Source organism: Sphingomonas sp. SP1, from assembly GCF_058313395.1.
In genome coordinates this window covers 647,846-670,073 of the sequence record NZ_JBZFLC010000001.1, presented here as the reverse complement: position 1 = coordinate 670,073, position 22,228 = coordinate 647,846, and the positions used below count along the sequence as shown (strand labels likewise).

Annotated in this window: 21 protein-coding genes; 17 read left to right on the top strand and 4 right to left on the bottom strand. The window is 61.3% G+C overall.

What is annotated here, in order from left to right:
* Positions 1-59: 59 nt before the first annotated feature.
* On the bottom strand, positions 60-692 hold the full coding sequence (locus AC4GYS_RS03485; RefSeq protein WP_491107716.1) for a tyrosine-type recombinase/integrase: 633 nt from the start codon (positions 690-692) through the stop codon (positions 60-62).
* Between the two features lie 233 nt (positions 693-925).
* On the opposite strand from AC4GYS_RS03485, the gene AC4GYS_RS03480 reads away from it, so the two are divergent.
* The 3 genes from AC4GYS_RS03480 to AC4GYS_RS03470 all read left to right on the top strand — a co-directional run bounded on the left by AC4GYS_RS03480 (position 926) and on the right by AC4GYS_RS03470 (position 2,384).
* On the top strand, positions 926-1,342 hold the full coding sequence (locus AC4GYS_RS03480) for a hypothetical protein (protein ID WP_491107715.1): 417 nt from the start codon (positions 926-928) through the stop codon (positions 1,340-1,342).
* A gap of 345 nt (positions 1,343-1,687) precedes the next feature.
* Complete coding sequence (locus AC4GYS_RS03475; protein ID WP_491107714.1) at positions 1,688-1,882, top strand: helix-turn-helix domain-containing protein; 195 nt, start codon at positions 1,688-1,690, stop codon at positions 1,880-1,882.
* 235 nt (positions 1,883-2,117) lie between these two features.
* Positions 2,118-2,384 carry a hypothetical protein gene (locus tag AC4GYS_RS03470; RefSeq protein WP_491107713.1) on the top strand — a complete coding sequence of 89 codons (267 nt, stop codon included), beginning with the start codon at positions 2,118-2,120 and terminating at the stop codon, positions 2,382-2,384.
* A gap of 633 nt (positions 2,385-3,017) precedes the next feature.
* Here the strand turns inward: AC4GYS_RS03470 and AC4GYS_RS03465 are convergent.
* Positions 3,018-3,761 carry a hypothetical protein gene (locus AC4GYS_RS03465; protein WP_491107712.1) on the bottom strand — a complete coding sequence of 248 codons (744 nt, stop codon included), beginning with the start codon at positions 3,759-3,761 and terminating at the stop codon, positions 3,018-3,020.
* Between the two features lie 154 nt (positions 3,762-3,915).
* Here AC4GYS_RS03465 and AC4GYS_RS03460 point away from each other — a divergent pair, with 154 nt between their 5' ends.
* From AC4GYS_RS03460 to AC4GYS_RS03450, 3 genes are read left to right on the top strand one after another with little or no spacing between them, the layout of a single operon-like run.
* Positions 3,916-4,965, top strand: coding sequence for a PGN_0703 family putative restriction endonuclease (locus AC4GYS_RS03460; protein ID WP_491107711.1), 1,050 nt, complete (start codon positions 3,916-3,918; stop codon positions 4,963-4,965).
* 16 nt (positions 4,966-4,981) lie between these two features.
* The gene (locus tag AC4GYS_RS03455; protein WP_491107710.1) at positions 4,982-5,887 is read left to right on the top strand and encodes an ArdC family protein; all 906 of its coding nucleotides are present in this window, start codon (positions 4,982-4,984) and stop codon (positions 5,885-5,887) included.
* Positions 5,887-6,615: a PP2C family protein-serine/threonine phosphatase gene (locus tag AC4GYS_RS03450; protein WP_491107709.1), complete on the top strand. Its 729-nt coding sequence runs from the start codon at positions 5,887-5,889 to the stop codon at positions 6,613-6,615. The genes AC4GYS_RS03455 and AC4GYS_RS03450 overlap by 1 nt, the downstream gene beginning before the upstream one ends.
* Positions 6,616-8,241: 1,626 nt before the next feature.
* Here the strand turns inward: AC4GYS_RS03450 and AC4GYS_RS03445 are convergent.
* On the bottom strand, positions 8,242-8,655 hold the full coding sequence (locus AC4GYS_RS03445; protein WP_491107708.1) for a MerR family transcriptional regulator: 414 nt from the start codon (positions 8,653-8,655) through the stop codon (positions 8,242-8,244).
* A 74-nt stretch (positions 8,656-8,729) separates the two neighbouring features.
* Between AC4GYS_RS03445 and AC4GYS_RS03440 the strand changes: the two genes are divergently transcribed.
* The 8 genes from AC4GYS_RS03440 to AC4GYS_RS03405 all read left to right on the top strand — a co-directional run bounded on the left by AC4GYS_RS03440 (position 8,730) and on the right by AC4GYS_RS03405 (position 17,658).
* The gene (locus AC4GYS_RS03440) at positions 8,730-9,359 is read left to right on the top strand and encodes a cation efflux transmembrane domain-containing protein (protein ID WP_491107707.1); all 630 of its coding nucleotides are present in this window, start codon (positions 8,730-8,732) and stop codon (positions 9,357-9,359) included.
* A 270-nt stretch (positions 9,360-9,629) separates the two neighbouring features.
* Entirely contained in the window at positions 9,630-9,998 is a 369-nt protein-coding gene (locus AC4GYS_RS03435) for a methyltransferase family protein (protein ID WP_491107706.1), read from the top strand.
* Between the two features lie 44 nt (positions 9,999-10,042).
* A complete protein-coding gene (locus AC4GYS_RS03430; protein ID WP_491107705.1) occupies positions 10,043-10,375 on the top strand; it encodes a hypothetical protein in 333 nt (110 codons plus the stop codon).
* 56 nt (positions 10,376-10,431) lie between these two features.
* On the top strand, positions 10,432-11,748 hold the full coding sequence (locus AC4GYS_RS03425) for a TolC family protein (RefSeq protein WP_491107704.1): 1,317 nt from the start codon (positions 10,432-10,434) through the stop codon (positions 11,746-11,748).
* A gap of 9 nt (positions 11,749-11,757) precedes the next feature.
* Complete coding sequence (locus AC4GYS_RS03420) at positions 11,758-12,960, top strand: efflux RND transporter periplasmic adaptor subunit (protein ID WP_491107703.1); 1,203 nt, start codon at positions 11,758-11,760, stop codon at positions 12,958-12,960.
* A 52-nt stretch (positions 12,961-13,012) separates the two neighbouring features.
* On the top strand, positions 13,013-16,276 hold the full coding sequence (locus tag AC4GYS_RS03415) for an efflux RND transporter permease subunit (protein ID WP_491107702.1): 3,264 nt from the start codon (positions 13,013-13,015) through the stop codon (positions 16,274-16,276).
* A gap of 30 nt (positions 16,277-16,306) precedes the next feature.
* On the top strand, positions 16,307-16,753 hold the full coding sequence (locus AC4GYS_RS03410; RefSeq protein ID WP_491109350.1) for a DUF411 domain-containing protein: 447 nt from the start codon (positions 16,307-16,309) through the stop codon (positions 16,751-16,753).
* 56 nt (positions 16,754-16,809) lie between these two features.
* Positions 16,810-17,658, top strand: a complete 849-nt coding sequence (locus AC4GYS_RS03405; protein ID WP_491107701.1) for a cation diffusion facilitator family transporter — start codon at positions 16,810-16,812, stop codon at positions 17,656-17,658.
* Between the two features lie 742 nt (positions 17,659-18,400).
* Here the strand turns inward: AC4GYS_RS03405 and AC4GYS_RS03400 are convergent.
* Complete coding sequence (locus AC4GYS_RS03400) at positions 18,401-18,796, bottom strand: MerR family transcriptional regulator (protein ID WP_491109349.1); 396 nt, start codon at positions 18,794-18,796, stop codon at positions 18,401-18,403.
* A gap of 77 nt (positions 18,797-18,873) precedes the next feature.
* Between AC4GYS_RS03400 and AC4GYS_RS03395 the strand changes: the two genes are divergently transcribed.
* The 3 genes from AC4GYS_RS03395 to AC4GYS_RS03385 are packed head-to-tail and all read left to right on the top strand — an operon-like array spanning position 18,874 to position 22,175.
* Positions 18,874-19,548 carry a class I SAM-dependent methyltransferase gene (locus AC4GYS_RS03395; RefSeq protein WP_491107700.1) on the top strand — a complete coding sequence of 225 codons (675 nt, stop codon included), beginning with the start codon at positions 18,874-18,876 and terminating at the stop codon, positions 19,546-19,548.
* A 39-nt stretch (positions 19,549-19,587) separates the two neighbouring features.
* Positions 19,588-20,223, top strand: coding sequence for a cation efflux transmembrane domain-containing protein (locus AC4GYS_RS03390; protein ID WP_491107699.1), 636 nt, complete (start codon positions 19,588-19,590; stop codon positions 20,221-20,223).
* The gene (locus AC4GYS_RS03385; protein WP_491107698.1) at positions 20,220-22,175 is read left to right on the top strand and encodes an FTR1 family protein; all 1,956 of its coding nucleotides are present in this window, start codon (positions 20,220-20,222) and stop codon (positions 22,173-22,175) included. Before AC4GYS_RS03390 ends, AC4GYS_RS03385 begins: the two co-directional genes overlap by 4 nt.
* The last annotated feature ends 53 nt before the right edge of the window (positions 22,176-22,228 follow it).

The following is a 22,228-nucleotide window of genomic DNA, read 5'->3' as shown; positions in this document are numbered from 1 at the left end:
GGCCAGGTGCGGACGCACAAGCTGCGAGTGGTGGGCTGGCGCACCAGCCCACCTCAAGCTCACACTTCAGTCGCCTCGGCCAGCGCCAAGGCGTCTTCCACTTCGACGCCTAGGTAGCGGACAGTTGTCTCGATCTTTGTATGCCCGAGAAGGATCTGCACGGCGCGCAGATTCCCTGTTTGCTTGTAGATCAGGGCTGCCTTTGTGCGCCGGAGCGAGTGGGTGCCGTAATCCTCCCGCCGTAAACCAATCGCAGTCACCCATTCGTCGACCAGGCGTGCATATTGTCGAGTGCTCAGATGAGCGAGCCGGTCAGTGCGGCTGGGAAAGACATACTCTTCAAGAGAGCCTCCTCTCCGTTCGAGCCACTGGAGCAGGCTTGTGCGGGCTGGCTCTAGAAGCTCGAACTGCACTGGGCGGCCCGTCTTTTGTTGAACGATGAGCGCTCGTTCACGGATGCGGGCACCACTTACGAGCTCCTCGATCCTGATCTTCACGAGATCGCAACCCCGAAGCTTGCTGTCGATCGCGAGGTCGAAAAGCGCACGATCGCGGAGGCGGTGCTCCTGCTCCAGGAAGAAGCGCACGGCCCAAACCTGCTTGGGCAGCAGCGGCCGCTTGGCACCAAGCTTACGGCCAACATTCCACGCAGGACGGTCTTCCTGACCGGGATCGTAGATTGCATGTCCCATGCTTCATCTCCTCAGGCCAACAGCGGCCGAGAAGAAAACGCGGGCACCGGCTGGGCTTGGGTCGTCCCAGCGACCGGCGGTAAGGACCGTTAGAGACGGTCGATGCGCGATATCTAATCAGTGGCTCGCGCTTCAATGTCAGCCTTACGAGCCTAAATTAATGCCGGCACCAATTTCGAGAAACTAGGGCCCGAATCCGTGCGCTTCCGGCGCAGCCATCGAAGGGACGACCCATGGACGAATTTGCCCGGTTGATGAGCATGGAGGGTGTGCGTCCTCTTGATCAACCGAAAGAAAAATCCCGCAGTCTGACTGAAGGGTCAGGCCCAGTCTCTGGCGAAGGCGCCGTGACCACGCCGGAATTGATCCCCGGTGGCCACGCGTGGGTTAGAGGTCCCCGCGCGCGCACTGCGCTGGAGACGGCGCTTGAGCGCCTCGCCACTGAGGTCCGCGATGGCCAACGTGGCTGGGCGACCGGCATTCGTCAGGATGGTAAGACTGTCACGTTGCCTGCCTCGTCAGGAGCGGCGGCGCTGCTTGGCACCGCAGATCGCCAGTCGCTGCGCCTTATGATCGTCGGTGGCGACGGCTGGACGTTCGTCATGCATCCGCTGATGGGCGTCGCGACCCTGGATGAGGACCCCGCCTAGATCCCGTGAACGTACGTCCGGTTGCGGGGCGTGGCAGAGCTGCACTGAACGTCGGCTTGTGGGTCTTTCCAGACATCGCGGCTCGGTGAATGAATGTCTGCTTCCTAACCCTAAGTGCCTTGAAGCTGCCAATCCGCGGCGGGCCGCAAGCTGACAAGAAGAGCCATCGGAATAGCGCCTGAGGCCGCTTCGTCGAAGCCTCTCTGGCGCGCCCGTAAGATCGACCTGTAGGCTCCGGTCACCCGACAGCAGTGCGGGCTGCAACGCTAAAGGAGTTCGCGGTGCAACCCCGAAGAGGCGTTCGACGGTCCATCTATATAGTAGCCCATGACCAAAGAGGGCTACATGCCAAACCCAGAACTGCTCACCATTCCCGAGTTTATCCGTTGGGCGCGCATCGGACGCACCCGCGTATACGAGGAAATCGCCGGAGGCGCCCTTCGCGCCCTGAAAGTCGGAAGGCGGACCCTCATCAAGCACGAAGACGCAATCGCGTGGCTCAACAGCAAGCCAGCACTTACGGCGAGGGCGGACCGATGAGCGCGGCCGATCGAAGCACCGCTGACCCCTTTATCCTGTTGAGTGAGCTAGCACGACTGCCAGGCGTTAATCGGACGGCGATTGAACTGGCCATCCGCGTCCGCAAGCTCACCGTGATCTCTCGCCACGGCAGATACTGGGTCCACCGACTAGACGCCAAGGACTGGCTGGCATGGCGCGCTTCTTTGGCCGCTCAGCCCACCCCGCTCCACCAACTAGAACTTTGAGACGCCACATGGCCAAGAAAACCCCGTTGCCTCTTCGTCGTCAAACAGACCCCATCCACTTTGTCGCCGCAATCAATTGGTGCCAGCAGCTCGGCCTGCCAGTGGTTCGCTGCTCGGACTACCAGATCAAGGTCGGACCCTGGTCCTTCTACACCCGAGGCTCTTTCCACCACGACGGGGACCACCGGCGCCGTGGCATGGGATTTCCATCGTTCAAATTCGCGGTGGAGGGCTGGCTTGAGGAAGAAGGGCTCAGCGAGGCGATTAATCGCTAGGGGAGTTAGCCAGGAATGCTGCAAAAGCAGCAAAAACTGCATTGCAAAAGCCTTGCACAACTACAATTTCGAAGAAGCTCCCTTGCAGGTCAAATCGAAGATCTCCTCTTCGAACAAGACCTTGGACGCCTTTCCATCAATACTATTCTCACCCCCTTTCCGGGGGAGGATTATTTTTTAGGTTTTAAATCATGAATGTTTTTGCCGCTGCCTGCTCGAAACCTCTGCCGCTGCCGCTGCCAATGCCACCTGCCGGCTTCGATGTCTGTGTTGATGTGTTGAAGCCATCTCGCGCCGCTGCCCTGGCCCGTGCCGTTCATGAGGGCCCATTGGAGGGTCACTACCTTAACGGACAACTTTGGATGCGCCGCGCTGACATTCATAACCTGCTGCCGCCTGGCCACTGCACCTATGACGAGCTGGACGACTGCTGCTTCATTCCTGCCGCGGAGACGCCTCGCTCGGACGGGGCCGGAGCCGGGGCAGCTTAGAAGCCCCGGCCCGCTTAATGGAACTACGTCGAATGAATGGATTGCGCTGTAACAAAAGTCACTTGCTTTACCCTTTATGTTCAAAGCCTTACCGACTGCCGATTCCGAAGCTTCGACAAAAAGCGGCGAACTTGGTGAACGCTTAAATGTCGAGTTTGCGCAGCATCTCGGTTAGTTCATCTGATCGGAGGGCAGCCTGGAAATGCCGGAGGAATGTCCCGTTCAAAACCTCCTCGGCATAAGGAGCGCCCCAGAAGCAGCTTTTCATCTGAGCGAGTTCGGAGATGTTCTCCGAGCTTGCCGCAACTCGGTTGACGCGCGCGCAGTAGCTCCGATCCCCCTTCCACTTACGAGAGTGCGACTTGAACAAGGTCAGCAAACTGGTTGGTTCTCCAGCTCGGGTACGGACGGGTCGCTCGGCGCTGCTCTTTAAAACATAGCTGACCAACCCGGCCTGCTGCCGCACTCGTTCATCTAAGTCCCTAGGGTATTCTCCCTTGAAGTTGGTCGCTCTGCTGTCGACTGCCTGCCCGAAGTTGCGACGAGCCCAGCCCTTGAGCCAGGCGTCCAGGTTCACGCCGAGGCCTCGGGGGACGACCACAAGCTGATGTGCATGGTGGCCGTGTGACGTCTTCGCGTCCTCATGTGCGTAGAGGAAGTAGTGCGGTAACTCGTAGCCCCAGTACTTGCCATAGCGATGAATCTTGTCGGTCAGGGCCTCGTTCAGTTTGGTCAGGGTGCTGGCAGCCTCGCGTTCGCCGGATATGCCCAGCTGAGCGAAGTTGATCGTGATCATGCCATTAAAAGCAACCCCATCCTGATCGTTCATGAAAGCAACGCTGCGCAGCAACTTAGTGGTCTTTTTACTAGGGATCTTCAGCTTCATCGGACAGCTCCAAAATCAGCCTCACCCGACGCAAGGCCCTATATGGAGCAAAATATAACGTCTCTTATTCGTTTCGAGTTCGCAACGAGGGTTTGAAGGTCTGTAAGCAGCGCGATGCGTCAGCTGAATTCTCCTGGTTAATAGGAGAGCTTCCTTGCCCCGCACCTATCTTCCGATTGTCCCAACCAATGCCCTTCGCCGTCATCGGGTCCACGAACCATATGACACTAGGTTTCGCTCCGCCGCCCGCCTTCTGCAAAGCCTGTGGCGTGCTGAAGAGGGACTGCCGATCGGTAGCTATCTCCGATCGAGTGGTGACAGCTCGCGCCTCGGATCGATGATCACCGAGAAAGCAGGCGAGCGCGGCAGCAACTTCCTTCTGCCCGAAATCGCGCGGCTGGCTCGTCGTGAGGTCTCTTACCGGCAACCGGGTGCGCTGATCGAGGAACGTCGGCTGTGGTGCAACCTGCTTTCGTCGATGCCGATGACCCTGAACCTGATCGGGCCGCTTAGGCTGGACCTGAAGCTGGCGACCAGAATGTTGCGGGTGATGTTTGGCGATCTTGCCGAGGCCGTCGTGGACGGCGTGTTGTTCGAGCATAGTCCCGGTCGCGGCTCGGCTGACCTCACCCACGACGCGACAGCCTTCGATGCGGTGCTTACCTATTCACGGGCAGACGGTTCGCGCGGCTTCGTAGCAATCGAAACCAAGTACAGCGAGAGCCTCGGTCAGCCTGTGCGGCCGCTCAACTCCCGGTACCGCGAACTGGCCCAATTAGCGGATCTCTACCGAGACCCGGACATCGACGAGCTGATCAGTGGCCCCTTGAACCAGTTCATCCGCCAACACCTGTTGGCGCAGGCTACGCTCCTGCGCGGCGACTTCAGCGAAGGGCGATTCATCGTCATTGCGCCCGAGCTAAACTCACCAGTGCAGGCCGGCATTCGCAGTTATGCCGGCACGTTGGCCTCGCCGAGTGCAGGGCAGGTCGGCTTTTCCTCGATCACTCTGGAGCAGATGATCGAACTTCTGCGCCAGTGCGGCGAGCGCGGCTATGCCCGTCGGCTGCATGCACGCTATTGTGACTGGTCGCGTGTCGACGAGGTAATCGAGGCGGAAATCGCCATGATGGGCCGGCCGATCCAAGTCGGGAATGACAATGCGTCGGATGAGGCAGTCTTGGCCTCGAGCAATGCTGCCTGAAGCAAGCTAAGCCACCATGTCCGCCACTGACCACTTCGCCAGGATAACGCAGCAAATTGCCCAGGCCGTGGAAGCCGGAGCGGCTAACTTCGAAATGCCGTGGCATCGCTGGGGGGAAGGTTTAGCCCAGCCGATCAACGCCGTGTCCGGTCGGCAATATCGAGGTATCAATGTCCTCTTGCTGTGGGCCACTGCCGAGCGGGAAGGCTTTCGCACCGGACGTTGGGCAACCTTCCGGCAATGGACGGAAGCAGGCGCCAAGGTCCAGAAAGGTCAACGAGGAACGGCTGTCTTCTTCTGGAAGAACGCAGCCTTCCAGGAAGACGAAAAGGCAACTCAGAGCAACCGTCCACGGGCGCACTACATTGCGAAGGTCTACTGGGTCTTCAACGAAGCTCAGGTCGATGGCGTCGAGCCCGTGTCAGCGCCAACGCGCCGGTCACCAGCCGAGCGGATTGCGGTGGCCGACGCCTTCGTCGCCGCGACTGGAGCTGCGATCTACCACGGGGGCGACCAAGCCTGCTTCGTGCCCTCCGCTGACCAGATCCGGCTGCCCAACTTTGAGCGATTTAGGAGTGCCGACGCCTTCTACGGGGTCGCGCTCCATGAGCTTGTTCACTGGACAGGAGCCAAGCACCGGCTTGCGCGCGACCTAACAGGACGGTTCGGCTGCGAGGCTTACGCGATGGAGGAGCTGGTGGCTGAACTCGGCTCCGCGTTTCTGTCGGCGCATCTTGGCCTGTCGATCGAGCCCCGCCCAGACCATGCCAGTTACGTCGCGTCCTGGTTGAGGGTCCTGAAGGGTGACAGCCGGGCTATACTGACTGCTTCCTCCAGGGCACAGGAAGCAGTCGACTATCTCATTGAGTTGTGTGGGTCGGCGCATGATGCCGGTGGGCTCGTACACAAGCGGGCAGCCTGATGGGGCAAGCATCCAAAACAGCTGCACCGATCACGTCCTGGCAGGCATATGCGCAATCGCATGTCGGACTGGTTCGCGATGGCAATGAAGACGCTTGCGCCGTGTCAGCCACCGATCAGCGTGTGACAAGCTGGACCGGCAGACTTTCAGGTCAGGACGGCTGGGCCTTGATCGCGGACGGAGTTGGCGGACACGTCGCCGGTGAGACGGCGAGCGCACTTGCCGTTGAGTTAATGCGGCCGATGATGTCGACGCTGCAGACGGACGAGGATATCCAGGAAGCAGTGAATGTCGCTGATGAAGGCCTGTTCATGGCCATGGAAATGCGGCGCGAGCTTCGCGGTATGGGAACGACGATTGCAGGCGTACTGCTGCGGCCGGGCGGATTTGTTGCCTTCAATGCCGGTGACAGCCGGGTTTACGTTTTCGACGATGTTGTACTCACCCAGCTCAGCGTCGACGACGCAACGAAGCGAGGCCAGCTGCTGCAATGCCTCGGCGGTTTTCAGGAGCCAGTCCCGCTCTTTGTTCACACGCGCCAGCGCCGGCTGGAATGCAACGCCACAATCATAATCTGCACGGACGGGCTGACCGACCTTCTTGCTGACGTCGAGATTGCGGAGATTTTAGCGAGTCGGCCGACAGATCCAGCGATCGCACTTGTCGACGCAGCGCTGCAGGCAGGAGGGCATGACAATGTGTCCGTCATCGTGGTCCAGGGCACCTGACGGTGTCGGCTGCTGTTCGGATCTGATCCTTTGCGATGAACCTCAAGCCAATCGGCCCAGCTTAGGACCTAACATTGCGACAGTGCCAATCCTCGGGTGTCAGTCCTATCGAAGCAGCGGTGCGGCTCAGCAAAAGCAAAGTTGCCGCTTACGAAATCTGCCCTCGCCGGCTTTGGCTGCAGGTCCATCACCCTTCACTAGCTAATTACGATAGAGATACGCTCAAGGTCTTCGCGGCCGGCCACATGGTTGGGGAGCTAGCTCGTGCTCGCTACCCCAATGGTGTGTTGGTTACGCCAGGCCACAGGGAGGTCGACGAGGCATTGGCCCGTACGGCTGAGCTTATTCGTGCCCCTGTGCAGCACCCAATATTCGAAGGTGCGTTCATGCGGGACGACGTGGTCATCCGTGCCGACATCCTCGAGCCAGACGGCTGGGGCGGGTGGAAGTTAGCCGAGGTCAAGAATTCAAGATCGGTGAAAAGATATCAGTTGCATGATGCTGCAACTCAAAGCTGGGTCATCCAAGGCAACAACATCTGTCTATCATCGGTCACCATCCGACACGTACAGCGGCCCGTTAGGTCGGCAAACAACATCAGTCGCACGCGTTTTATCGATGCCGACGTTACCGCCAATATCCGATCGCTCGTTGCGGGCCGACAGCGGGTCGTAGAGTTGGCCAAGGACGTCGTGCGGTCACCAGAGCCGACAACCAAGCCCGGCCCGCAATGCGTTCGGCCCTTCCGATGCGAGTATCGTACTCACTGCGGCACTTGAGTTAGGCATAAGCTCAGCATCTGCTTCCAAGGGCTGCTTAGGGCCGTCAGGACAACGTCCGGCTGCGCGGCTGAGATGGGGAAAGCGCCCGCTCGAGAGCAAAGCAATCCATACTGTATTCTCATTCGCTGCGGACGTAGCCTCATCTGGAAGAGTGGGAGCCATCCTCGGAGCGTAGCGTTGGTTGTGCCATGACCCGCCCCGTCTTGCTGCTACTCCCACTGTCTCTCACCGCTTGTGCCAACGTTCCGGAGGTAATTTCAGCCAGTCCGAAGTCCCGCGCATGCGACCCAGTCGCGCATAGTCCGGGCGAGCTCGACATCAGCCCGGATTTCGTAAGGCTCGAGCCGTTCGTCTACCCGTTCATCGAGAGGGTGACTCCCGTCGCCGGTTTTAGCCACCTCTGGATAGAGCACCAGCCGCACTACCATGTTGTGGCCACTTTCACTCGGCCGCCGCCGCTTAGCGAGGTGCAGCGCCTTGCACCGCCCGAGATCCGAAACCGTATTGAGGTTCGCACTGCCAAGCGCAGCCGCTATGAAATAGCTTTCCTCCGAGACACAATTGCCAAGAGTCCGGGCAGCCGGACTCACCGGCTGGAGCAGCGGGTACAATCCGAAGACCCAATGTTTTGAGATCAGCGTCGCGTCGGCTGAGACGATTGCGCGGGTGCGCTCCTCATTAACACCTGAGGAGCTGTTAGATGCGGATTTGCGAGTCGGCCCAGTCCCGAACCCGCTCTAGGGCGATCAGGGAAGATGCAAACGGAATGCGGACGGCTCCCTTTCGCCGCCAAGAGAACGTCAGGTCTTCGAGTCATGAACACGTAAGCAGACACTCGTTCAGGTCAGCTGTGCTCTGCCTCGCAGAGTTGGTGGTCCGCCAACGAACGCATGATGTTGCAGCTGCGTATCTGACCGCCACGGCACTCCGTGATCATCCGTCTAAGCTCGCTTTGCAGCTGCCGAAGCTGAGCAATCTTGCCCTCGACCGCGCTCAAATGACCGCTGGCGATCCGATCTGCCTCGCTACAGTCCCCGCCTGGTTGGTCCGCTAAGTCGAGCAGCGAACGAATGTCTGCAATATCGAAGCCGAGCCCGCGGCAGTGTCGCACGAAGCTCAAGCGCTCCACGTGTTCTAGCCCGTAGTCGCGGTAGTTGCCGTCGGTCCGCAACGGTTCTGGCAGCAATTCAATGCGCTCGTAGTAGCGGATTGTCTCAGCGTTGGTGCCAGTCGCCCGTGCGAGTTCTCCGATCTTCATCGTTCTGACAGCCTTGACCCTGTAGCCACTACAGGGACCATATGACGGTTATGTCGAGTCGGTCGAGGTGACAAATGGTATGTAACAGCTGCGTGTCGGACACTCCAAGTGTCACTGTTGATCCGCGATGGCGACAAGCCCTGTGGATCGCCCTGATCGTCAACGCCGGGATGTTCGCCGTTGAGTTATATGCCGGCTCGGCCGCGGACAGCCACGCGCTCAAGGCCGACGCGCTCGACTTCTTCAGTGATGCCGCGAACTACGCCATTTCGCTGCTGGTTGCCGGCATGGCGCTGGCATGGCGGGCTCGTGCAGCCTTCTTCAAGGGCGCGACCCTGGCGCTGCTCGGCGCCTACATCCTTGTCAGTGCCAGCTGGGCAGCCTGGAACGGGTCAAGCCCGCAGCCAGAAACGATGGGAGTCATCGGCTCGCTCGCGCTGTTGGCGAACATCGGCGTCGCCCTGATGCTGTTCCGCTTTCGCTCCGGCGACTCCAACATGCGCTCCGTGTGGATCTGCTCGCGCAACGACGCAATCGGCAACGTGGCGGTCATCGCCGCCGCAGCCGGGGTCTTCGGCACGGGCACTGCCTGGCCGGATTTGATCGTCGCCGGCATCATGGCGACACTGGGCATTTGGGGTGGAATCCAAATCATGGCTCATGCGAGGGCCGAACTCTCTGCGCGGCCTGTTCATGCGTCCTGATCGCCCTGCTTTAGGCGCGCTTGTCTGGGGTGCTTTGGGCTTTCTGCTGGCAGGTTTGCTGCTGGCTGCTTACTTCCGGCTGGCGGCGCCTGCAGCCCAGCTCGACGACCATGAGCTCGACGAGCGGGCCCGAACGGGGAAGACCAGGTGAGCCAACCTCAAGCGGACGGCGATGCACAGGGTCCTTCCGTGAAGGCGGACAGCCCCCGCGTTCTCGTGCCGCCTCCGCTGATCTTTGCTGGTATGGTTTCAGCTGGCCTCGCGATTGACATGCACCTTCATGAGTTCGGGCTTCCTCAGGGCTTTGCCACCCTGCTGCTGGTGGCGGCGCTTGGCCTGATTGGCGCGGCATTGAACCTCTTCCGGCGGCGCCAGACACGCCCCGAGCCCTGGCAGCCCGCGTCCGCCCTGGTGGTGACCGGCATTTACCGGTTCACGCGCAATCCGATGTATCTGGGAATGGCAATGTTGTCCCTGGCCGTCGCCATCTTCTGCCAGAGCCTCGGTGCGGTCTTCTTGTCTCTCCTTGCAACTGCCTTGATCGACCGCTTCGTCATCAGCCGAGAAGAAGCCTATCTTCAGCGCCGCTTCGGGGGTGAATATCTGGCCTACAAGCAGCAGGTGCGGCGATGGCTGTAGCTGCGCGTTCCCATTCCCGGTCGCGGCTGCTAAGGCGCCGAGCAATGCCTCGCCTAACCGCCATCGTCAGCGCCCTCCTGCTTGTCCTCATGTTGTGGACGGGAACGACGGCGCACGCGGCCGAGCGGCTCGACTGCATCACGATCGGGGCGGAATCGACCGGGCACTACGACGGCGACCCGGACCAGACTCCGAGCAGCTCGGACAAAGGCGTTGCTCATCATCATACATCCTGTGGCGGTCATCAGCTTGCCGCCCCTGGCGATGTCCCCAACACGACCTTGGCCCCGGTTAAGTCACCCTCCCTGTTCGGCGACCTCGCTGCCGGAGTGCCCGGGCGGGAGCCCGATGGTCGGCTGAGGCCCCCCATCGCCTGACACTGACCCAAGCCCGTCGACACGGGCTCGATCGCAGTTGTCAGGAGTGATCCATCATGAAGTTTGTAGCAGCCGCGACTTGCGTCGCGGCGGCGGTAGCGGCGGCGTCTGCTTCCGCTCAGGTTGGTAATCCCGCCAGCCCGGCCGTTGGCCGTCCTCTGTCCACGGCACCAGCCGGCCCGCCGTCACCAGTCTTAGCGCTGCCGGTGGCGCCGCGCACTGGCCCCCTTCCGCGTAGCCTCAGCCTCGCTCAGGCGCTGGACGAGGCAGCCGCGCGCTCACCCGCGATCGTCGCCGCTCAGGCCGAACTGGCGGCAGCCGAGGCCCGAGCCCGTCAGGCCGGAGTCCGCAGCAATCCTGAGCTCAGCTTCGAGGTCGAGAACTTCGCCGGAACCGGTGAATTGCGCGGTCTCCGTTCGACGGAGGCCACTCTGGCCGTCAACCAGCGCCTCGACCTTGGCGGCCGCCGCTCCGCGCGGGTCCGCGCAGCCCAGGCGGATATGACGGTTCAGCAATTGCGCCTTGCGGTCGCGAAAGCTGACCTGTCACAGCAGGTTCGGGAACAGTTCGCCCGATCCGTGACCGCCCGCGAACGGCTGGCCCAAGCGACGGAGAATGTAGAGCGGGCTCAGCGGTTTGCTCGGGTGGCGCAAATTCTGGTGGATGCGGGCCGCGATCCGCCGCTCCGGGCGCTTCGAGCCCGGTCCGCTCTCGCTCAGGCCGAGGCGGAGCGGGAAGTCGCCGAGGCTGACGAGCTGACAGCCCGATCCTCACTTGGCGCGCTGTTCGGCGTGCGTGAACCAGTTGCGGAGGTCACCGGACAATTATTGGATCTCAAACCGCAGACGATCAATGCGGAAGCCAGCCTGGAGGTGCGCCTTGCCGACGCCGAGCGCATGGCTTCCGAAGCGGCCCTCCGTCAGCAGCTCGCAGAGCAGCGGCTTGATCCGGCTGTGGGATTGGGCGTCCGCCACGTCCGCGAAACCGGCGACTTCGGGTTGGTGGCCGGAGTCTCGATGCCGCTGCAGGTGTTCGATCGCAATCGCGGCAACATCGACGCGGCGCGGGCCGGCGTCGCCGCAGCCGAGGCCCGTCGAGCGACCGCGATATCGGGCGCGACCGCCCGAGCAAGGAACGCCATCGCCAACGTGCAGGCGGCGCAACGGCGCGTTCTAGCACTCGACGTGACAGCCGTTCCGGAGGCGGCGGAAGCGTTGCGCTTGACGGAGCGCTCCTATGCTGAAGGCCGAGCCACCCTGCTCGAGCTCCTAGATGCTCAGAACGCCTACACCTCAGCGCGAACCGCACTCACCGATGCCCGGCTCGCCCTCGCGCTGGCGACGGCCGAACTCGGCCGCATCGCTGCTCAATAGGAACCCCACATGCAGACCCTTCGCGATTTGAAGATTATCCAGCTGTCCGACAGGAACCGCCTGCTCGCCGGAATTGCCGCTGCAGCTCTGGTGGCGGGTGTGGGAGGAGTGCTGATCGGCCGCTCGATAAGCGACCCGGCGCCAGCTGTTGCAACCAGTGCCGAGCCGGCTGAAGAGGCCGAAGAGGAGCATGGGCCGGAGGGCTTCATCCCGATGACCCCCGAGCGGCTCGCGTCTAGTGGTATCGCCGTGGAGCGGGTTCAGCCGGGCTCGCTGCTCAGCGAAATCATCGCGCAGGCCACGGTTGCCGCTCCGCCCGAAGGTCAGGCGCTGCTGACCGCCCGCGCCGATGGTGCGGTCATCCGGATCAATAAACGCCTCGGAGATCCGGTCGGGGCAGGCGAAACGGTAGCTCTTCTGGAGAGCCGCGAGGCAGCTGCCTTCGTCGCGGAGCGCAACGCGGCAGCGGCCCGGGCCCAAGCTGCGCGGGCCGCAGCCGCCCGTGAGCAGCGATTGTTTGATGCCAAGATCACCGCTCGGCAGGACCTGGAGGCAGCGGTAGCCGCCCGGCGTACGGCCGAGGCCGAATTGCAGCGGGCAGAGGCGGCGGTCAGCGCTGCCGGTGTGACTGGCGGCGGGCGCTACCTTGCCGTTCGCAGTCCAATCGGCGGCCGGATTACCAAGGTCGACACTCAGCTTGGCGCCTACGTCTCAGCGGGAGCCGAGCTGTTCAACGTCTCGGATCCGCGCCGAATCCAAGTGGATGCGTCCGTTCCGGTCAGCGACGCCCAGCGCATCCAGCCCGGCGACAGAGCCCAAGTCGAATTGCCGAACGGCGGGCTCGTGGAAGCCCGGGTCCGGTCGGTCACCCCGGCGCTCAATCCGGAAAGCCGCGCAGCCACTGTGGTCCTCCAGCTTAACGGAGCTCCCGGCGGACTGACCCAGGGTCAGGCCGTCCGAGCTCGAATTACGCCGCGCGGCAGCCAGGAAAGCGGCATCATCCTGCCGGAAGAAGCGGTCCAGCAGATCGAAGGCCGCGACATGGTGTTCGTCCAGAGCAAGACCGGCTTCCAGGCGGTGCCGGTCTCGGTCGGTTCCCGTAGCGGCGGCCGGATCGAGATCCTTGACGGCCTCAAGGCCGGTCAGGTGGTCGTCACCCGCGGTGCCTTTGTTCTGAAGTCGCAGCTCGGCGCCAGCGAAGCGGAGCATTGATGTTTACGCCCTTCCGCTCCGCGCCTCCTCCTTTTGCAGGATCAACCGACCGATGATCGCTCGCCTTATCGACGCCGCTATCCGCTTCCGCTGGGCAGTGCTGGCGTTGACCGCGCTGGTCGCTGCCTATGGTGCCATTCAGCTATTCCGCCTCCCGATTGATGCGGTGCCGGACATCACCAACAAGCAGGTGCAGGTGAATGTGTCGGCTCCGCAGTTCAGCCCGCTCGACATGGAGCGGCTGGTAACCTTCCCGGTCGAAACGGCGCTCGCCGGTATCCCTGGCCTCGACTACACTCGTTCGATTTCTCGCAACGGCTTCGCCCAGGTCACGGCCGTGTTCGACGAGGACGTGGACCTGTACTTCGCCCGGCAGCAAGTGGCCGAGCGGCTGGGTCAGGCTGGAGAAGCCCTGCCCGACGGCGTGCAACCGCAGATGGGTCCGGTTTCGACCGGCCTAGGCGAAGTGCTGATGTGGTCAGTCAGCTACCTGCCAACTGCCACGACGCAATCGCCGAAGGTTCCCGGACGGCCCGGCTTCCAACCGGATGGCTCCTACCTCACCCAAGAGGGCGAACGGCTGACGGACGAGACGTCTAGGCTCGCGTACCTCCGCACGATTCAGGATTGGATCGTCCGGCCACAGATCCGCAGCGTCGACGGGCTTGCCGGCGTTGACAGCATCGGCGGCTATGAAAAGCAGTTCGTGGTCCAGCCTGATCCAAATCGGCTGGCCGCCTATGGCGTTTCCTTCACAGACCTCGCCGAGGCGCTGGAGAAAGCCAACATCTCGGTCGGTGCTAACTTCATCCAACGAGGCGGCGAAGCCTTTCTGGTTCGAGCCGACGCCCGTATCCGTCACATAGACGAGATCGGGCGCACGGTGATTGTCACCCGGAACGGCGTGCCCGTCACGGTCGACAATGTTGCTGCTGTGAAGCTTGGCGGCGAGCTGCGCACCGGTGGCGCTACCCTCAACGGCAAGGAAGTGGTGATCGGCACGGCCTTGATGCTGGCCGGCGAGAATAGCCGAATCGTTGCGCAGGGCGTCGCCGAACGGCTGGATGAAGTGGCGAAGTCGATGCCGCCCGGGATCAAGGTAACCCCGCTTTATGACCGTTCGTCGCTTGTCGATGCGACCATCTCCACCGTCGAGAAGAACCTGCTGGAAGGCGCGTTGCTGGTGATCGCGGCCCTGTTCTGGCTACTTGGCAATATCCGGGCGGCGATCATCGCCGCCCTGGTAATCCCCTTGTCGTTCCTGATGATGGCGATCGGGATGAACCGGCTCGGAGTCTCAGGCAACTTGATGAGCCTTGGCGCGCTCGACTTCGGCCTGATCGTGGATGGCTCAATCATCATCATCGAAAACGCCCTAAGGCGCCTGGCCGAGCGGCAGCATGCCGAGGGCCGTCTACTCAACCTTGGGGAGCGCTTACACGAGGTGTTCGAGGCGTCACGCGAGATGGTCCGGCCGACCATCTTCGGACAGATCATCATCTTGCTCGTGTTCGTGCCGCTGCTGACCTTCACGGGGGTTGAAGGCAAGATGTTCACTCCGATGGCGATCACCGTCATCCTCGCGCTGCTCGGTGCCTTCATCCTCTCCCTGACCTTTGTCCCGGCGATGATCGCCGTGCTGATCCGGGGCAAGGTATCGGAAGAGGACGTCGGCTTCATCCGCTGGGTCAAGCGACGTTACGAGCCGCAGCTTGCCAGGGTGTTAGCGGCTCCCCGCAAGTGGGTGCTGGCTGGCGTTGGCACCTTTGCGGTTGCCGGCCTGCTGTTCACGACGTTGGGACAAGAGTTCATCCCGCAGCTCGATGAGGGTGATGTCGCGATGCAGGCGATCCGCATTCCATCCACTTCGCTCGACCAATCGCTCGAAATGCAGAAGCGGGTCGAGATGGCGATCGCCAGCTTGCCGGAGGTTGCGTTCATCTACTCCAAGACCGGCACGGCCGAGGTTGCTACCGATCCGATGCCTCAGAATGCCTCGGATGCCTTCATCATCCTCAAGCCTGAAGACCAGTGGCCGGATGGCGTGGACAGCAAGGATGACATTGTCGAGCGGGTCGAGACCAAAATGGCTACCCTGGTCGGCAACGGCTTCGAGGTCAGCCAGCCAATTGAGATGCGTTTCAATGAGCTCATAGCGGGCGTGCGCGGAGACGTTGCAATTAAGTTGTTCGGGGACGACCTGGACCAGCTCGAACGGCTTGCAGGCCAGGTCGCCGCCACCATCAGCAAGGTTGAGGGCACTGCCGACCTCAGGGCGGAGCAGACTGGCGGCTTCCCGACTTTAGAGGTGCAGTTCAACCGGGATGCCATCGCCCGCTACGGCCTTTCGACCGAGGAGGTCGCCAACACGGTTGCGGCTGGCCTAGGCGGCCGTGAAGCCGGGCTGGTGTTCGAAGGCGATCGGCGGTTCGATATCGTCGTTCGGCTCGACAACCTAACCCGCGACAACCTCGATGCGATCGGCGCCCTGCCAGTGATGCTGGAGGCAAGCGGGTCCGGGCCACGGTCCTCAGTCCCGCTGCGAGAACTGGCCACCTTCCAGTTCACCGAAGGCGTCAATCAGGTCAGCCGGGAAAACGGCCAGCGGCGAATCGTCGTTCAGGCAAACGTCCGTGGCCGTGACCTCGGCTCCTATGTTGAGGCGGCGCGGTCAGCGGTGGAGCAGGAAATCAAGCTGCCGCCGGGTGTGTTCATCCAGTGGGGCGGCCAATACGAGAATCTGCAAGCGGCCTCCCGGCGCCTGTCGATCGTCATTCCGGCGGTGTTCGCGCTGATCTTTGGCATCTTGTTCGTGGCCCTGCGCAGCGTGACGGCCTCGCTCGCCGTCTACTCGGCAGTGCCTCTCGGGCTTGCCGGCGGGGTGTTCGGCCTCATGCTGGCCGGCTTGCCCTTTTCCATCTCGGCAGCAGTCGGGTTCATCGTGCTGTCTGGTGTCACCGTGCTCAACGGCCTGGTGGTGATGACCGGCATTAAGGAACGGATTGATGGCGGCATGCCGATTACCGAGGCGATCTCTTCGGGGATGATGGAGAAGGTCCGGGCCGTCCTGATCACCGGCATCGTCCCGGCAATCGGCTTTGTTCCGATGGCGATCGCCTCGGGGCGGGGTGCCGAGGTGCAGAAGCCGCTGGCGGTTGTGGTCATTGCCGGCTTGATCATTGCCACCCTGCTGACCCTGTTCGTCCTGCCCGCAATCAGTCAGCTGCTGCTGCATCGCTCCCGGAAGAAGCATGTCGGGGGCGAATACTCCGATGAAGACGCGCTCGGGCGCGAGCCGACAGCAGAGCCGGCGTAAGAGGAGGTCAGAGTGATCAATCGTCGCACGATGATGGGCATGTTGTTGGCTTCGTTGCCGGCCGCTGCTTGCGCTCAACCAGCCAAAACTGCCTCTATAACTGTCTACAAGTCCCCCTACTGCGGGTGCTGCGGGGCTTGGGTCGATCATCTAAGATCAAATGGGTTCAAACCTGACGTTCGCGAGATGGAAGATGTGAGTCCCATCGCAAACAAGCTTGGGGTTCCAGCGAAGCTCCGGTCCTGTCACACCGCATCGATCGACGGCTACTTTGTTGAGGGACATGTACCCGCAGTTGACATCCGCAGGCTGCTTCGGGAGCGGCCAAGCGCCCGAGGCATTGCCGTTCCCGGGATGCCCATTGGCTCCCCGGGTATGGACCAAGGTGGCCGCCGAGAGACCTTCATCACGGTTCTCGTCAGACGGGATGCCACTCCGATACCTTTTGCCCGACATTCAGCCCGGGAAGCTCAGTGATGGCACATGATCACGCGGGACATGCTCACAGCCATGCTGCCGGAGCGAACAGCCGAATGCTGGCGATCGCCCTAGCACTGACGACGTTGTTCCTGGTTGCTGAATTAGTAGGCGCTTACCTTTTCAACAGTCTCGCCCTGCTTTCCGACGCAGCGCACATGTTTACCGACAGTGCCGCGCTGGCCATCGCGCTGGCTGCGGTGAAGATCGGCCAACGCCCCCCCGATGACGTCCGCACCTTCGGGTACCGGCGTTTTGAAATTTTAGCAGCGGCCTTTAACGCCCTTCTGCTCTTCGCTGTGGCTGGTTACGTTCTGTACGAAGGCATTCGGCGCTTCTTCGAGCCTGCCGAGGTTCAGTCCACCGGGATGTTGATCGTTGCCAGCATCGGTCTCGTCATCAACATCATCGCCATGCGGCTACTAGCTGCTGGCAAGGATCAGAGCCTTAACATCAAGGGCGCCTACCTGGAGGTCTGGGCAGATATGCTCGGCTCACTGGGCGTAATAGCGGGCGCAGCGATCATCATGTTCACAGGCTGGAGCTGGGTGGATCCGCTGGTGGCGATCGCCATTGGGCTGTGGGTTCTTCCGCGCACCTGGATCTTGCTAAAGGACACAACGCGCATCCTGCTGGAGGGGGTGCCTCGCAGCATCCACCTTAGGGAGCTGCGAGCTGCTCTTGCCAGTACGCCGGGCGTAGCTGGGGTTCACGACTTGCACGTCTGGTCACTCACCAGCGATGATCACAGCCTGTCGGCGCACGTCGAACTCAGCGACGGAGCTGACTTCGAAGATGTTCGGACAGCTGTCGCGCAAATGTTGGACCAAACCTACGAGATCACGCACGTCACTCTCCAGCTCGAACGGGAGCCCTGCGGAGATAAGGACGCGCTGCACCCTTGAGGTTCTACGTGCATGGTTAAGCAAGCACCGAAGGCTGGCCGAGTTGGTCCCCCAACGAAGGGCGTTCCAGGGACCCTCTATGACTTCGTCCGTCGTCATCTTGGTCAGTGCGGGGCAAGCTGCACGCGCGACGAGCTGCTGAAGGCGATCAGAGCGTCGCCAGACCTCAGTCAGCGACTCGATGCTGGCCGTGGGTACGGAGCTCTCCTACGCAACATGTACCACAGCGGGGACGTCCTGCTTGAGGGCCACACTGTCCGCGCTTCAGCAAGAGCGCTTCGAAGATTGAAGACCACGCCGTGAGCGTTGTTGTATGTAGCGATGGTATGCTCGCTGACAATGAAGAGCCGACACTGGCGGCGCGCACCCCTGAATGGCCGCTTGCGGACCATCTACTTCTAAGTTTCGGATATGCTGAACCTGGACCTACAAGGACGTCAGCTGATTCCCTAAGCATGGTTAGTCGGCCTCGCGGCCCTTGCCCACCTGAGATCGTGTCGCCACATTGTTCGGAACAGCAGCCAAAAGCCTGTTGCCGCCAGCCATGCCACGCTTGTCACCTTTTACGGCGCTGACCCGGCTTGTGCTTTCCGCTGTCGCTTAGCTGCCATCGCAGCCCTCTCATCGCGAGCGTTTTGCGCTAAGAGCCAGACGGGGAGGGATCAGCTCCGGAGCTACGGTCACGGCCTATCTGACGGCATTTGGGCGCACCCCAAGCGCGACTGCCTTGGCATCCGCTAAGCTAGTCCTCGTTCCACTCGGCAATGAGCTCGATCACGCGGCACTGCGACGCGCGACCACCTAAACAGGAGGTCGCCACCTTCTCCAGTTCGGCTTTGAGCACTTCAAGCCGCGAAATGCGCTTCTTGACATCGAGCAGGTGCCGCTGGGCGATGTCGCCCGCCTCAGCGCAATCCTGGCTGGGCTCGTCCGAAAGCCGCATCAGAGAACGAATTTCGTCTGTGGCAAACCCTAGTGATCTACCGTGCCGGATGAATCTCAAACGTTGGAGATCGCCCTCCCGATATACCCGACGCCCTGACTCGGTGCGTTCCGCAGGCGGCATTAACCCAATGCTCTCGTAGAATCGGATTGTGTTCACCTTGGTTCCGGTTCGCCTCCCAAGGTCACCGATCATGTAAGTCTTAGCCACTACTTGATCCTCCAGTCCCTGGAGGATTTAAAGATTTCGGGTGCCAACTCAAGGAGCCCCTCATGCAGAACAGCTTCACGCCTGCATTAGGCCGAGCAAGTCTCACCAAGGTTTACGACACGGCCATTCGGCTTCTGACGCGTGAACAGGTTTGGCGGGGCCGGCTGGTGCGTGAAATCGCACCCAAGCCGAATGATACGATCCTCGATGTAGGGTGCGGGACCGGGTCGCTCGCGATCCTGCTGAAACAACTTGAGCCGTCCGCCAGAGTGATCGGGCTGGATCCCGACACAGAAGCGCTAGGGCTGGCGTCCGAGAAGGCACGTCGAGCGGGCGTCATCATTGAATGGCAGCAGGGTTTCGCACGGGATGCGGCACGTCGCCCGGGCAGCCTAGATAAGGTCGTCTCGAGTCTGGTCTTCCACCAGGTTCCCCTCAGAGAGAAACAGGCCGGCATTTCTGCGATGCTGTCCGGCCTAAGATCGCAGGGTTGCGCTTTTATCGCTGATTATGCGCATCAGCCTGATCCAATCATGAGAGCTCTGTTCCGGACGACAGTGCAGTTGCTCGATGGAAAGGAAGATACCCAGCCCAATGCTGATGGCTTGCTAGAAACACTGATCAGGGAAGCGGCCAATGCGGCGATCCGCCCTGAAGCTATCATCCGGACTTGGACCGGGGCGATCAGTATCTTCAAATTCGTCAAACACGAAAGTGTTGAGAATGCCTCTCAATAGGCTTGCTCCTCCAGCCACTGGAGGTTGTATCAGGCTGCCATGTCCACGAACGAATCAGACAGCTGTGGCTGCACCGGTGATGTAGCGCGCGCGAGCACTGATGATGCATATCGTCGAGCCCTTTGGCTCGTTGTCATCTTAAACGTTGGCTTCGGCTTATGCGAAATCGTAGGTGGTTTCATCGCCGACAGTCAGGCCCTCAAGGCCGATGCCTTGGATTTCCTAGGTGACGGCTCGATCACCTTTGTCGGACTGCTAGCGCTAAGCTGGAAAGAGAGAACTCGAGCAAGGGTCGCCTTAGCTCAGGGCATTTTCCTCGGAGCACTGGGTGTGTGGGTGCTTGGCATGGCTGCTTGGCGCTTCGCGACGGCGACCCCGCCAGAAGCGGAACTCATGGGTGGCTTAGGTGTCGTCGCCCTCATCGTGAACGTCGCGGCCGCCGTGATCTTGGGTCGATTCCGTGAGAGCGGGGATGCCCAAGCGCGTGCTATTTGGCTGTTCTCACGCAACGATGCTCTGGCCAACATCGCGGTGATCATCGCTGCCATTTTGGTCTTTGCGCTCAACAGCGCGCTGCCGGACATCTTGGTCGCCGTCGGTATCGCCGGATTGTTCCTCCACTCTGCGTGGGAGATCATCGCCGACGCCCGAAAGGAGCTTCGGGAGCGTCCATGAGCCTTCTAAGATCCACCTGGGCTGCAATCTTAGCGATTGTTCTTGCGGTAGGCTTCACCCTACCTGCGCATGCGGAAACCGCCCCTGCGCAGACGATCTGGCGACTGCTCGACTATGTAGCCGTCGACTATTCCGGTGCGGTCGCCAACGGTCGTGTTATCAATCAGGCTGAATACGTGGAGATGGAGGAGTTCTCCAGCAGCATCCAAGCACGGATCGCTGAGCTTCCCCCCCACGCGGCCCGCGCAGAGCTCCTTCGCGAAGCAAAGGGGCTCAAAGCTTCCGTGACGTCGAAGGCAGAGCCTGCGCTGATCGCAACCAGCGCAAGGCAACTTGGCCGGAAGCTACTTGCGGCTTACCCAGTCCCTCTTGCACCGAGCAGCCTGCCAGACCTTGGTCGCGGCGCGGCTCTTTACGCGGAGAATTGTTCTAGTTGCCATGGCGCAAGCGGCAACGGGCGAGGCCCCGCCGCCAAGGGCATGGACCCTGCTCCCATTGATTTTACTGACCGTGCGCGTGCTCGGGAGCGAAGTCTGTTCGGTCTCTACCAAGTGATTGAGCAGGGGCTTGAAGGTACGGCAATGCCATCGTTCGCCCACCTTTCGCCAGAAGACCGTTGGGCGCTCGCCTTTCACGTAGGGCAGTATGCCAATCCGAAAGCGCTGACGGATGCCGGGCGACACGCGCTGGACAAGAGCAAGACCGCGCGTGGGAAGCTTTCTGACATTGAGGCTCTTGTGGCGATGACTCCTGCGCAGCTGGAGCAAACCCTGGGTGCTGATGCACCCGCGATCATGGCCTTTTTGCGGGCAAACCCTGAAGCTCTTACGCCTGATACAGCTGGGTCGCTGACGCTCGCAAAGGATCGGCTGAACCAATCCGTTGCAGCCTACCGGCGGGGTGATCGCGATGCGGCGACCGACCTTGCCCTCTCTGCATACCTCGACGGCTTTGAGCCTGTTGAACCGCTCCTCCGAGTTCGGGACGCCGCTCTCATGACCCGGATAGAAGCCGCCATGGCAGAGCTACGGGCTGGCATCGATCGCGGCGCCTCAGTGAACGAGGTTGCCGCCCAAGTTGGAGCAGTTCACGCGCTTTTCAATGACGCGGAAACTCAGTTGAGCCCGGAGCGCGCCAGCACTGCATCAAGCTTCCTGGGTGCCTTCACGATATTGCTTCGCGAGGGGTTGGAAGCCCTGCTTCTCGTCATCGCAATCATCGCTTTTCTGAAGAAAGCCGATCGGCAGGACGTGATGGGCTATGTCCATGGTGGATGGGTCACTGCGCTTGTAGCCGGCTTCGCAACTTGGGCGGCCGCGACCTTTGTCATTGGCGTGAGCGGGGCAAGTCGTGAGCTAACCGAAGGCTTCGGCTCGATCTTTGCAGCTATTATCTTGCTGTCCGTGGGCGTCTGGATGCACGGTAAATCGCAAGCTGGAGCTTGGCAGCGCTACATAGCGGAACGGCTTAGCAAGGCCCTTTCGAAGCGTTCTGCATGGTTTCTGTTTGGGCTCACCTTCCTTGTCGTTTACCGCGAGGTCTTCGAGACAGTCCTCTTCTACGCAACACTCTGGAGCCAAGGGAATGGCGGCGCCATCGCAGGGGGAGCGCTGTCAGCTCTCGCACTACTTGCTGTTATTGCGGTCGCCATGCTGCGCTTCAGCCGTAAGCTCCCGATCGCCAAGTTCTTCTCCTACAGTTCCGCTCTGATTGCGGTCCTCGCCGTTGTTCTTGCCGGCAAGGGTGTAGCAGCCCTCCAGGAAGCTGGGATGATCGACGTACGACCCGTCGCTTGGGTGCCTCGTATCGATCTCGTTGGCCTTGCCCCCACCGTTCAGTCGATGCTGGCCCAGGTGGTTATGCTGACGGCGGTTCTATTCGGCTTCTGGTACAATCGCTGGGTGGCCCGGCAACGCAGCACGCAGGCACTCCCAGACGGGCAACCCGCATGATCGGGTTACAAGAGGAAAGGGACGTGCTCTGTGCCAGATGGTGAATAAATGAC

Excerpts from the sequence above, each read along its gene's own strand:
- AC4GYS_RS03455 (WP_491107710.1), top strand. The coding sequence starts at position 4,982 with ATGTCCGCCACTGACCACTTCGCCAGGATAACGCAGCAAATTGCCCAG.
- AC4GYS_RS03425 (WP_491107704.1), top strand. The coding sequence starts at position 10,432 with ATGAAGTTTGTAGCAGCCGCGACTTGCGTCGCGGCGGCGGTAGCGGCG.
- AC4GYS_RS03435 (WP_491107706.1), top strand. The coding sequence starts at position 9,630 with ATGCACCTTCATGAGTTCGGGCTTCCTCAGGGCTTTGCCACCCTGCTG.
- AC4GYS_RS03395 (WP_491107700.1), top strand. The coding sequence starts at position 18,874 with ATGCAGAACAGCTTCACGCCTGCATTAGGCCGAGCAAGTCTCACCAAG.
- AC4GYS_RS03420 (WP_491107703.1), top strand. The coding sequence starts at position 11,758 with ATGCAGACCCTTCGCGATTTGAAGATTATCCAGCTGTCCGACAGGAAC.
- AC4GYS_RS03400 (WP_491109349.1), bottom strand. The coding sequence starts at position 18,796 with ATGATCGGTGACCTTGGGAGGCGAACCGGAACCAAGGTGAACACAATC.
- AC4GYS_RS03445 (WP_491107708.1), bottom strand. The coding sequence starts at position 8,655 with ATGAAGATCGGAGAACTCGCACGGGCGACTGGCACCAACGCTGAGACA.
- AC4GYS_RS03465 (WP_491107712.1), bottom strand. The coding sequence starts at position 3,761 with ATGAAGCTGAAGATCCCTAGTAAAAAGACCACTAAGTTGCTGCGCAGC.
- AC4GYS_RS03405 (WP_491107701.1), top strand. The coding sequence starts at position 16,810 with ATGCTGGCGATCGCCCTAGCACTGACGACGTTGTTCCTGGTTGCTGAA.
- AC4GYS_RS03440 (WP_491107707.1), top strand. The coding sequence starts at position 8,730 with ATGGTATGTAACAGCTGCGTGTCGGACACTCCAAGTGTCACTGTTGAT.
- AC4GYS_RS03475 (WP_491107714.1), top strand. The coding sequence starts at position 1,688 with ATGCCAAACCCAGAACTGCTCACCATTCCCGAGTTTATCCGTTGGGCG.
- AC4GYS_RS03410 (WP_491109350.1), top strand. The coding sequence starts at position 16,307 with ATGATGGGCATGTTGTTGGCTTCGTTGCCGGCCGCTGCTTGCGCTCAA.
- AC4GYS_RS03450 (WP_491107709.1), top strand. The coding sequence starts at position 5,887 with ATGGGGCAAGCATCCAAAACAGCTGCACCGATCACGTCCTGGCAGGCA.
- AC4GYS_RS03385 (WP_491107698.1), top strand. The coding sequence starts at position 20,220 with ATGAGCCTTCTAAGATCCACCTGGGCTGCAATCTTAGCGATTGTTCTT.
- AC4GYS_RS03480 (WP_491107715.1), top strand. The coding sequence starts at position 926 with ATGGACGAATTTGCCCGGTTGATGAGCATGGAGGGTGTGCGTCCTCTT.
- AC4GYS_RS03430 (WP_491107705.1), top strand. The coding sequence starts at position 10,043 with ATGCCTCGCCTAACCGCCATCGTCAGCGCCCTCCTGCTTGTCCTCATG.
- AC4GYS_RS03415 (WP_491107702.1), top strand. The coding sequence starts at position 13,013 with ATGATCGCTCGCCTTATCGACGCCGCTATCCGCTTCCGCTGGGCAGTG.
- AC4GYS_RS03485 (WP_491107716.1), bottom strand. The coding sequence starts at position 692 with ATGGGACATGCAATCTACGATCCCGGTCAGGAAGACCGTCCTGCGTGG.
- AC4GYS_RS03390 (WP_491107699.1), top strand. The coding sequence starts at position 19,588 with ATGTCCACGAACGAATCAGACAGCTGTGGCTGCACCGGTGATGTAGCG.
- AC4GYS_RS03470 (WP_491107713.1), top strand. The coding sequence starts at position 2,118 with ATGGCCAAGAAAACCCCGTTGCCTCTTCGTCGTCAAACAGACCCCATC.